This window comes from Streptomyces novaecaesareae (assembly GCF_000716875.1).
Lineage (GTDB): Bacteria > Actinomycetota > Actinomycetes > Streptomycetales > Streptomycetaceae > Kitasatospora > Kitasatospora novaecaesareae.
The window spans coordinates 1-9,614 of sequence record NZ_JNWQ01000141.1 but is presented as its reverse complement, the minus strand read 5'-3'; the positions used below and the strand labels follow the sequence as shown (position 1 = coordinate 9,614).

The following is a 9,614-nucleotide window of genomic DNA, read 5'->3' as shown; positions in this document are numbered from 1 at the left end:
GTGGGCGCGGGCGTCGTGGCGGCGGGCGTGCTGGGGGCGGTGGGGGCCGCCGTGGCCGCCGCGGCGGGGCCGGTCGGGGCGGCGGCCGTCGGGGAGGTGGTGGTGCTCGTGCTGCTCACCGTGCCGCTGCCGTCGCGCAGGACGAAGGCCGAGACCACGGCGGCCAGGGCGGCGACGGCCACGGCGCTCAGCAGCACGCGGGTACGGCGGCGGGCTTCGCCGGGCGGGTCCACGGGGTGTACGGGTTCCACCTCCTCTGCGGGCGCGGGCGTGGGTGTGGGCGCGGTTGAGGGTGCTTCGGGCTGCGGTTCGGGTGCCGGTTCCGGCTTCGGCTTCGTGGCGGCGGGCTGGGTGCCTGCCGTGCCTGCCGTGCCTGCCGTGCCCGCCGTGCTCGTCTCCCGGCGGCGGGCCGCGTCGGCCAGGATCCAGCGGCGGTGCAGCGCGACCAGTTCCTCGTCGCGCGCCCCGCAGGCCCGGGCCAGGCGCTCCACCGGCGCGTACTCCGCCGGGACGGCGGCGCCGTTGCAGTAGCGGTGCAGCGTGGAGGTGCTGACGTGCAGCCGGGTCGCCAGCGCGCCGTAGCTGCGGCCGGAGCGCTCCTTCAGCTCCCGCAGCATCGCCGCGAACTCGTCCGTCTCCACGCTCATGCGCCGTCCACCCCTCACCCCGGACCGGCCCCGGATCCGCTCGAAGCCGCAGATCACGGTACCGGTTCGCCGGAACGGCGCCCGGGGGAGGGGCGGCACGGCGGTCCCGCTCAGGACTGCCGGTCCGCGGCACCCGTCGAGGCGGCCGCATCCGCGACGCTGTCGCGGTACAGGCCCAGCTTCGGCTTGAGCACCTTCGCGCCCGACCCGAGCGGGAAGGCGAGCGTCTCGGCGGTGGGCATGTGGTCGCCGTCGGCCAGCACGTTCAGTTCGTCGACACCGGGCGCGGTGCCGGTGGCCGCCCCGCCGGGGTTGAGGTCGAGCACCGCGTACGCCGTCTGGCCGGGCGCCACCGGATAGGCCGGGGCGCCGCCCAGCCCGCTGGGGACGAGCGGCTTGACGTCCTTGCCGCGGTCGGCGGAGTGCGAGTCGCCGAGGCTCAGCAGCGGGTAGTAGCTCAGGCCGCAGGCCGTCGTGCCCTGGTTGCGGACCTCGATCACCCGCTGGCTCGGCGCCCCGGCCCGGGTGGTCACCCGGACCGTCAGCTTCTTGGACTCGCAGGGGTGGGAGTAGGCGTAGGTGTCACCGGCGTCGCCGCCCCCGCCCGGAGCGGCGGGGGACTTGGGGCGGGCCGGGGTGCCGTTGGCGGCGGGCGCGGCGGGCGCGTCGGGTGCGTTCGGGGCACCGGCCGCCGGTGCGACGCCGGGCGCGGCGTCGGCGGCAGTGCCGCCCGTGGTGCCGGCCGTGGTGCCGGCGGCGGCTGCCTGGGTGGGCTTCGCGGACTGCTGCGCCGCGTCCGTACCCCCGCCGGACTGGCAGGCGGTCAGGGTGAGTGCGGCCCCGAGGGCGAGGGCGGCCGGGACTAACAGGACGCGACGAACGGACATGGAGGTTCCCCCGTGACAGTGGTGGGTGAAGGAGAGGATCGGGCGGCAGGGCCAGCGCCACCGGCCGCCGATCACCACAGTGGCCTGCCGTCGGTCCCACCCGCCAGACCTCCCCGCCGAACCGGGACGCTGGAACGGTTCCACCCCCTCTGACCTGCACCTTCTCCCCCGCCTGGAACGCCCCGCCGGAACGTTCCGGGGTCCTTGCGAGCCTCGCCGCCTCGCCCATCCACCCCCTCGCGGCCGGGCCCTGACCGACCGTAGGTTCCTGATGGTTCACCAAGGCACCCCTTGATCCTGTGATCGTTCCGGGGAGATCGGGCGGGTTGTGCGACCATCTCCGCAAGCCACTGTTCAGGCCGCCGGGCGGCGGCAGAACTGCCGCTATGCTGTCCGCCGACCTGCACGGGGCGGGCCGGGGATCGGGGGATTGCGCATGAGCGGCGGAGGCGGTGCCGGGGCGGGGTTCAGCGCCCACCCGGACAAGCTCGGGGACGCGGGTGACCAGCTGATCGCGGCCAGTACGGACGTGGGCTCGGTGAAGGACACGCTGGGCAAGCTGGGCATGTCCGGTGACGGGACCTTCGGCGACTACGGGGCGGGCGACGCGGCCAAGGCGTTCTGGACGGCCTGGCAGGACGAGTTGGGCGTGAACGTCGACGCGCTGAACGACCTCGGCGGCAAGGTGCACACCACCGCGGCCAACTACACCACCACCGACCACGGCGTCGGCCAGCAGTACCAGCAGCAGGGGGCGTAACGGTGCCCGACCACAGCATCAATCCGCTCGACCCGTTCGGGATCCTGGGCAACCAGCGGCAGCAGGCCGAGCGGCTCAAGAAGACCATCGACGACTCCCACGGCATGTGGGGTGCCGGCGACCTCAAGTACGCCGTCCACGACGCCCTGCAACTGCCCGCGCCGAAGGGCGATCCGGGCAAGCTCGGCCAGCTCGCCACCTCGTACAACACGGCGAGCAGCCAGCTGGACGAGATCCAGATGAAGGTGATGCGGGTCAGCGCCGAGCACCTGCCGGACGCCTGGACGGGGCAGGTCGGAGAGAAGGCGGCGGAGGTGGTCAAGGCCTCCGCCGACGACCTGACGCGCTGCCGCGACATGCTCGGCAAGGGCCGGGACCAGCTCAACGCGCTGTCGTCCGCGCTGAGCGAGGCGCAGAACCTGCACGGGCAGGGCCACGCGCCGTTGAGCGAGGCGCTGAAGCTGCTGCACGACATCACCGTCTCGGGCGCGCCGGACCCGATCAACTGGGACGACGACAAGATGCACACCGCTCACGCCAAGGCGAAGGACGGCATCAAGTCGATCTTCGACGCGGCGGTGAAGGCCGAGGACGCCGGCCGTGCCGCCGCCCGCGAGCTGAACGCGCTGGCGGACAAGGCGCTGGCCGCCCGTTTCAAGAACAAGGGCCTGGGCGCGGCCGACAAGCTGGTCATCGCGGACGCGGAGGTCGCCGGCAGCGACCAGTTCGGCAACATCCTCACGGCGAACGACGTGACCCGGGCCGGTCAGTTCATGGACAAGATGAGCGACGCCGACCGGGCCCGCTTCGACCAGCTGCTGGCCGGCAGCAAGTCCCCCGAGGAGCGCGCCTACCTGATGAAGGCGCTGGCCGCCGGGCACAGCTACGACGAGATCAAGGCCTTCGACGACCAGATCCACGAGCACGCCGGCGACCCGTCCTGGCTGGCCCAGCGGCTGTCCCCGGTGCAGATCGACTCCTCCTCCACCAACCAGCGGGACACCTCCTACCAGGGCGTGGCGTGGAACCAGGGCGACAAGCCGACCTGCGTGGCCGGCTCGACCGTCACCGCCCGGGCCATGGTCGACCCGCTCTTCTCCCTCCAGCTCACCACCGGCGGGCACCCCGGCGACCCCGCGTACGACAACGGCAAGGCCGCGTACGACCGCTGGCTCAAGGAGACCGACCGCGTCTACGACACCAAGAACTGGTGGAACGAGTGGCAGGACGGGATGAGCAACGGGGAGTCCAAGGACGCCGCCAACGACGAGATCGGCAAGCACACCGGGGCGGGCTACCACACCGTCGACCTTGAGGGCCCGGAGCAGCGCAAGGACGTCCTGGCCCAGGTCGAGTCGGCGGTGGACCAGGGCAAGCCGGTGCCGATCGGCGTCAAGGAGGACACCTGGTTCCGTCCGGACGGCCACCAGATGATGATCATCGGGCACCGCGGCGACCAGCTGGAGATCTACAACCCCTGGGGCTACACCGTCTGGGTGAGCGAGAGCGACTTCGTCAACAACCACATGGAGGGCGCGGCGCAGGGCGGCAACATGCCGATCGCCGACCACGTCCAGATGCCCAAGTGAGGCCTAGTTGAGCACGACCCCCCAACCGATGAGCGACGCCCGGCTGGCCGAGCTGGACGTCGAGGTCCTGCTGCGCTTCGGCCTGCCGCTGCCCGGCCCGCACCGCGCCACGCTGTTCGGCGACGGCGCGGTGGCCGCCGCGATCACCGTCGACCGGCTCGGCGTCCTGCCGCGCGCCCTGGTCTTCCTCGGCGAGGTGGTCCGCTCCGGCGGCACCCGCTACGCGGCCGCGCTGCCCGAGCCGCTGCCCGGACCGGCGGCGGCGGTGGCGCGCGGCTGGCTGGAGGCGGCGGCGATGGTCGTCGGGGACGCGACCGGGGACCTGCTGGTCGTCCGGTGGCTGGAGGCCGTGGCCGCCGTCCTGGCGCTGCGGGTCACCCACCGGGAAGCCACCCACGGGGAGGCGAAGCCGTGACGTGGCGTCGGATCCTGATCGCGGTGGTCGCCCTGCTGGCCGTCGCGGGCGCAGTGGGCGCGGTGGTGGTCCACCGGATGACCACCGGCAAGCTCGACCACGGCACGGTGTTCACCGCGACCGCCGGTGAACTGGCCGTCAAGCCCGGCGAGTTGTTCTCCGTCGAGGTCGGCGCCCACCGGGTGGCGGGCCAGGTCTGGACGGTGGCCGACCCGGCTCCCGACCCGTCCGCCGTGCAGACCGTGGGCGACGAGTACGTGAAGAACTTCGGCCTGAAGGACCTCTTCGGCGCGACCGGCTCGGCGGGCTCAGGCGGCCACTACTACTTCGTCTTCCGCGCCGGCCCGAATCCGGGCCACGCCACCATCACCCTGCACGACCCCAACCACGCCGGGCAGGACGAACGCCGCTTCACCGTCGACGTGCGCTGAGCCGTTGCCGAGCGGCTCGTTCTGCGGCCCGTTCTGCGGCCTGGTCGGGCCCGACGGCGCGGGCAGGACCACCTCGCTGTCGACGGGGTCGACCTCGTACGCGGGGTGGGGGTGGCGGCTCGTGCGGTGGGGTGGCTGGCGGGCCGGGACGTGCCGTACGGGACGTCGGCGGGGCCGACTTCCGGTGGTCAGCGGGGGTCCGGGGGGCGTCGGTACGATCGCTGTATGGGTGGTGCGGAGCAAGAGGCGTGGGACTCCGAGGCGGCTGAGCGGGCGGTGGCCGTGCTGAAGGCGGTCGCGGATCCGTCGCGGTACCGGTTGCTGTGGGCGTTGAGCCGGCGGGAGTTGCCGGTGAGCGAGCTGGCGGAGCTGCTGGGGGCGCACGTGGCGGCGACCTCGCAGCACCTGGCGAAGCTGCGGGCGGCGGGGCTGGTCGTGGCGCGGCGGGAGGGGACGCGGATCTTCTACCGGGCCGCCGAGGTGCGCGGGCTGCTCACGGAGGCCGCAGTGATCGCCAACGACCTGCCTTCCCGCCGCGACGGCGGCGCCGGCGGCGCAGGCGGTGCGGCCCCGGCCGGGGCGACCGCGCCGCAACCCTTCGCCCAGGCCGTACGGGCGGTGCGCCGCCGCCCCGCCACGGGATGAGCCCTCAGCGGCCCGGGGCCGGCGGGCCCGGCCGGTGTTCCTGCCGGTACTCCTGTCGCCCGGCGTCGTAGCTGAAGAGGCCCGCGTAGCGCCCCCAGTCGGTGGCGGTCTCCAGTTGCCGGTCGGTCTGCTCGCGGGTGTAGTGGCGGCCGAGCAGGTCGCGGAGGAAGCCGGTGCGGACGGTGGCGCCGACCCGGTCGCCGAGACTGTTGGCGATCAGTTTGACCAGGGGGACGTCGAGGGCGGCACCGGCGAAGACGGCACGGGAGTCCTGGGCGTCGGCACCGGCGAAGGCGGTGCCCTCCGGGGTGAGCAGCAGGTCGTCGCCGTGGATGGCGGCGAGGCCGAGCAGGTCGAGGGCGTCGACCTGGGGGAGCAGGTCGTCGATGTCGAGGCCGAGTTCGTCGGCGAGGTCGACGAGGTCGCAGCGGCCACCCCGGTGGGCGATCATCGCGGCGAGGCCGCAGAGCCCGTCGACACCGGCGGTGGGGAGTGGGGTGTTGGCGACCGTACGGCGCTCGGGGCGGGCGTCGTCCTGGTCGGCGTCCTGGCCGGCGTCCGGACGGCTGTCGTCCTCGCCGGCGTCCGACCGGTCGTCGTCGGACCGGTTGTCGTCGGACCGGTTGTCGTCGGAACGGTCGTTCCAGGAACGATCGTTCTCGGAACGGCCGTTCTGGCGGGGGTCCTTGGGCCGGCCGGTCATGATGCGGTAGACCCGGTCGACCAGTTCGTCGAAGGCGGCGCAGTCGCGGTCGCGGGGTCGTTCCAGGCCGACCTCGACGGTCTCCCGGATGGTGCCGTACGGGCGGGCGCCGAGGACGACGATGCGGTCGGCCATCAGCACCGCCTCCTCGATGTTGTGGGTGACCAGGACGACGGCCCGGGTGGGGAACTGGCCGGAGTCCCACAGTTCCAGCAGCTCACCGCGCAGGTTCTCGGCGGTGAGCACGTCCAGCGCGGAGAACGGCTCGTCCATCATCAGCACGTCGGGTTCGACGACCAGGGCCCGGGCGAAGCCGACCCGTTGGCGCATGCCGCCGGACAACTCCCTGGGGTAGGCGGACTCGAAGCCGGTCAGGCCGATCAGGTCGATGGCCTGGGCGGCGGCCCGGGCCCGTTCGCGGGGCGCCACCCCGCGGGCTTCCAGGCCGAGTTCGACGTTCTGTCGGACGGTCAGCCAGGGCAGCAGGGCGAAGGTCTGGAAGACCAGCGCGGTGCCCGGGTTGGCACCGGCGAGCGGGGTGCCGCGGTAGCGGACGGTGCCGGAGCTGGGCGGGAGGAGGCCGGCCAGGCAGCGCAGCAGGGTCGACTTGCCGGAGCCGGAGCCGGAGCGGCCGAGCAGAGCGACGATCTCGCCGGACCGTACGGTGAGGTCGATGCCGGAGAGCACGGGCAGTTCGCCGTCGGCTCCGGCGTAGGTCTTGGTCAGGCCGACGGTCTCCAGCAGGACCTCGTCACCCTCGGGGGCGGGCGGGACGGGTAGGGCAGGGACGGGTATGGCAGGGCCGGGTACGGCGGGGATGGGCACGGCAGGGATGGGCACGGCAGGGATGGGCACGGCAGGGACGGTCGCGACGGGGACGGTCGCGGCGCGGCGGGAGAAGGGGAAGCGCATCGGCGGGGCCTCCGGGGCTAGAGCGAGTAGCGGCGTTCGGCCAGCCGGTACAGCCGGCGCCAGAGCAGGCGGTTGAGGGCGACGACGTACAGGCTCATCACCGCCACCCCGGCGAGCAGGTGCGGGTGGTCGCCGCGCTCGGTGGCCCGGGCGATGTACGCGCCGAGGCCGTTGGCGGTCAGCGTGGTGCCGCCGAAGGTGACCACCTCGGAGACGATGGAGGCGTTCCAGGCGCCGCCGGAGGCGGTGATGCCGCCGGTGACGTACGCCGGGAAGATCCCGGGGACGATCAGCCGCCGCCAGCGCTGCAGGCCGCGCACGCCGAGGTCGTCCATGGCCTCGCGCAGGTCGGTGGGGATGGCCATGGCGCCGGCGATGGCGTTGAAGAGGATGTACCACTGGGCGCCGAGGGCCATCAGCAGGATGCCGCCGAGGTCGATCGACAGGCCGGTGCGCAGCAGCAGCCAGACCGCCAGCGGGAAGAGGAAGTTGGCGGGGAAGCTCGCCAGCACCTGGACGACGGGCTGGGCGATGCGGGTGAGCCTCGGGGAGAAGCCGATCCACACGCCGACGGGCACCCAGACGACGGTGGCGACCGCGACCAGGACGACGACCCGGGCGAGGGTGGCGAGGCCGAGCAGCAGCGGCTCGCCGAACACGCCGAGGCCGGTGCGGTCGGCGAGGTAGCGGCCGAGGTCGACCAGGCCCCAGAGCACGATGCCGCCCGCGACGAGGGCGAAGACGGTGTCCCCGGTCCGCTGCCGGGAGGGATGGGCGGGGTGGGCGGCGGGTGGGCGGTCGTCGGTGCCGAACAGTCGTCCGGCCCGGTTCAGCGCCCGCCCGACCGGGCGCAGCGCCCGGCCGAGGAGGGCGGGCAGATGAGAGCGGCGCAGCAGGTCGAGGACGACGGAGCGCTGGGCCCGGGCGGCCTCGGACTGCTCGTTCCGGAAACGTTCGGCCCAGGCGGTGAGCGGCCGCCAGAAGAGGAAGTTCACGCCGACCACCAGCACGACCATGGTGGCGATCGCCCAGCCGACCCGGCCGAGGTCCCCGGCGGCGATCGCCGCACCCGCGTACGAGCCGACCCCGGGCAGCGCGTACCGCTGGTTGTCGACGCTGATCGCCTCCGAGGCGACCAGGAAGAACCAGCCGCCGCCGAAGCTCAGCATGCCGTTCCACACCAGGCTGATCATCCCGGAGGGCAGCTCGACCTTCCAGAAGCGCATCCACCGGCTGAACCCGAACGAGCGGGACAACTCGTCGAGTTCACGCGGCAGCGAGACCAGGGAGTGGTAGAAGGCGAAGGTCATGTTCCACGCCTGGGACGTGAAGATGGCGAAGACCGCCGCACATTCGAGGCCCAGCATCGAGCCGGGGAAGAGGGCGAGGAAGCCGGTCACCGCGACGGTCAGGAAGGCGAGCACCGGCACCGACTGGAGGATGTCCAGCGCCGGGATCAGCACGCGCTCCAGACGGCGGCTGCGGGCGGCGGCGTAGGCGTAGCCGAAGGTGAAGACGACGGAGACGGCGAGCGCGGCGAACATCCGCAGCAGGGTGCGGGCCGCGTCGTACGGCAGCCGGGCGGGGTCGGTGTCGACGACGGCGTCCCGGCCGGTGGAGAACCGGACGGCGGTGTCCCGGCCGAGCCGCAGCGCGAGGTAGAGCAGGACCAGGACGGCGGCCGCGACGGCCACGTCCACCCACACCCGCTGACCCAGGCGACCCGGACCGGGGGAGGGGGACGGAGAGGGGGAAGGGGACGGAGACGGGGCTCGGAACAGGCCCCGGGACGGGCCGGGGGCGGACTTCGGCAAGGGCATGACGGTACCTCCGGCGCAAACCCGGGCAGTCTGCTCCCTCCGGATGTCCGTATGCAAACCCGTCCGTCCCGGGGCCGGGTGCTCGGCGTGCCGGACGGCCGCTGCTCAGCCGGTGGTCGGGTGGCCGGGGCCGGCGGGTGCCGGGTGGTTCCGGGCGGCGGTGACCAGCAGGCGGGCGGTCGGGGTGGGCAGGTCCAGGTGGTGGGCGATCCACTGCGGGTCGTGGCCGTGGGTGGCGAACACCCACGCGGTGTAGAGCCGGCTCAGGCCGGGCGCGCCGGGGGAGAGCAGCAGCGGACGGACCTGCTCCATCGGGAAGCCCTCCAGCGAACGGGCGCTGAACCACTGCGTGTCGTCGCCCGGTGCTCCCGCGCCCGCTGCCGCCCGGGCCGCGGCGCCCGCCCGCCGCCGGCTGGTGGCCAGCAGCAGGGCGAGCAGCAGCCCGGCGACGGAGGCGCCGATGAGCACGCCGGACAGGAAGAGCCGCAGCGGGCCGGGGGCGACGCCGACGGCGGCACCCTGGAGGGCGAGCAGCAGCAGGACGCCGTACAGCGCCGTCGTCCTGCCGGTCCGGGGGAACTGTGCGGTTCGGGTCACGGCGGTGTCCTCCCTCGGTGGTGGGTCGTGCTTCGGTGGTGGGTCGTTGCTGCGGTGGTTGGTCGGGGTGCGGTGGTGGGTTCGGCTTCCGGTGGTCGGGTCGTGGGGTTCAGGCGGTCCTACGTTGTTGGCATGGGTTGGACGGGCCGTCGTAAGGTCCAGAGGCCCAGAGACGCCGGGTATGGCTTTCAGGCGGTTGCACGCGATG

10 protein-coding genes are annotated in these 9,614 nt (G+C 73.5%); 5 read left to right on the top strand and 5 right to left on the bottom strand.

Annotation, left to right across the window (positions count from 1 at the left end; translation table 11 throughout):
• A partial coding sequence (locus OP86_RS31345) for a helix-turn-helix domain-containing protein (protein WP_033334203.1) occupies positions 1 to 647 on the bottom strand: 647 nt, incomplete at its 3' end.
• Between the two features lie 110 nt (positions 648 to 757).
• Positions 758 to 1,534: a DUF4232 domain-containing protein gene (locus OP86_RS31340; RefSeq protein WP_030059238.1), complete on the bottom strand. Its 777-nt coding sequence runs from the start codon at positions 1,532 to 1,534 to the stop codon at positions 758 to 760.
• A 436-nt stretch (positions 1,535 to 1,970) separates the two neighbouring features.
• Between OP86_RS31340 and OP86_RS31335 the strand changes: the two genes are divergently transcribed.
• The 5 genes from OP86_RS31335 (at position 1,971) to OP86_RS31315 (ending at position 5,374) form a co-directional block, all read left to right on the top strand.
• Positions 1,971 to 2,294, top strand: a complete 324-nt coding sequence (locus OP86_RS31335; RefSeq protein WP_030059237.1) for a hypothetical protein — start codon at positions 1,971 to 1,973, stop codon at positions 2,292 to 2,294.
• A gap of 2 nt (positions 2,295 to 2,296) precedes the next feature.
• Positions 2,297 to 3,883 (top strand): cysteine peptidase family C39 domain-containing protein, encoded by a 1,587-nt coding sequence (locus tag OP86_RS31330; protein ID WP_051831086.1) that lies wholly within the window; start codon positions 2,297 to 2,299, stop codon positions 3,881 to 3,883.
• A 7-nt stretch (positions 3,884 to 3,890) separates the two neighbouring features.
• On the top strand, positions 3,891 to 4,298 hold the full coding sequence (locus OP86_RS31325; RefSeq protein WP_245231842.1) for a hypothetical protein: 408 nt from the start codon (positions 3,891 to 3,893) through the stop codon (positions 4,296 to 4,298).
• The gene (locus OP86_RS31320) at positions 4,295 to 4,729 is read left to right on the top strand and encodes a protease inhibitor I42 family protein (protein ID WP_030059232.1); all 435 of its coding nucleotides are present in this window, start codon (positions 4,295 to 4,297) and stop codon (positions 4,727 to 4,729) included. The genes OP86_RS31325 and OP86_RS31320 overlap by 4 nt, the downstream gene beginning before the upstream one ends.
• Positions 4,730 to 4,954: 225 nt before the next feature.
• Positions 4,955 to 5,374: an ArsR/SmtB family transcription factor gene (locus OP86_RS31315; RefSeq protein WP_030257626.1), complete on the top strand. Its 420-nt coding sequence runs from the start codon at positions 4,955 to 4,957 to the stop codon at positions 5,372 to 5,374.
• A gap of 4 nt (positions 5,375 to 5,378) precedes the next feature.
• Here OP86_RS31315 and OP86_RS31310 read toward each other — a convergent pair whose 3' ends face one another.
• The 3 genes from OP86_RS31310 to OP86_RS31300 form a co-directional block, all read right to left on the bottom strand.
• Complete coding sequence (locus OP86_RS31310; RefSeq protein WP_051831088.1) at positions 5,379 to 6,872, bottom strand: ABC transporter ATP-binding protein; 1,494 nt, start codon at positions 6,870 to 6,872, stop codon at positions 5,379 to 5,381.
• A gap of 134 nt (positions 6,873 to 7,006) precedes the next feature.
• A complete protein-coding gene (locus OP86_RS31305; protein ID WP_418952604.1) occupies positions 7,007 to 8,695 on the bottom strand; it encodes an ABC transporter permease in 1,689 nt (562 codons plus the stop codon).
• Between the two features lie 219 nt (positions 8,696 to 8,914).
• The gene (locus tag OP86_RS31300; protein WP_051831084.1) at positions 8,915 to 9,406 is read right to left on the bottom strand and encodes a hypothetical protein; all 492 of its coding nucleotides are present in this window, start codon (positions 9,404 to 9,406) and stop codon (positions 8,915 to 8,917) included.
• Positions 9,407 to 9,614: the final 208 nt, after the last annotated feature.

Excerpts from the sequence above, each read along its gene's own strand:
- OP86_RS31340 (WP_030059238.1), bottom strand. The coding sequence starts at position 1,534 with ATGTCCGTTCGTCGCGTCCTGTTAGTCCCGGCCGCCCTCGCCCTCGGG.
- OP86_RS31315 (WP_030257626.1), top strand. The coding sequence starts at position 4,955 with ATGGGTGGTGCGGAGCAAGAGGCGTGGGACTCCGAGGCGGCTGAGCGG.
- OP86_RS31335 (WP_030059237.1), top strand. The coding sequence starts at position 1,971 with ATGAGCGGCGGAGGCGGTGCCGGGGCGGGGTTCAGCGCCCACCCGGAC.